This is a genomic window from Bartonella vinsonii subsp. vinsonii, assembly GCF_902825235.1.
Taxonomy (GTDB): Bacteria; Pseudomonadota; Alphaproteobacteria; order Rhizobiales; family Rhizobiaceae; genus Bartonella; species Bartonella vinsonii.
Window position 1 is genome coordinate 1 of the sequence record NZ_CADEAJ010000088.1, and the last position, 334, is coordinate 334.

A 334-nucleotide genomic window follows, 5' to 3' on the forward strand; every position below is an offset into this window, starting at 1 on the left:
CAATACGCCGCCGTGGCACCTCAAACTGATAATGCAAGATATGAATAACAATCTGCCGTGCTAACGCCGCATCAAATAAGCCATGCGGAGGGTCAATAATATACCGGATCGGCAGATGCTTAAATCCACTACTCACGGCTTTAAAAGAACAGGAAAGCATCACCTGTAAACGTTCAACTTCTGAATAAGGATTAACGATATCGCTTTTGACATCTGGGGTCCATAAATTACAAGCAGCAACCATAACCACCCCCTATAAAAACAATATGACCACCCCCTAATCGCCAGAACCAACCCTTCCAAACGGCTGCCTGACGACACAACTCTATGCAAT

1 pseudogene is annotated in these 334 nt (G+C 44.9%); it reads right to left on the reverse strand.

Features of this window, described 5'->3' with window-relative positions:
• Window positions 1-244, reverse strand: a pseudogene (locus J7R12_RS08770) (hypothetical protein); the annotation flags it as partial.
• Window positions 245-334: the final 90 nt, after the last annotated feature.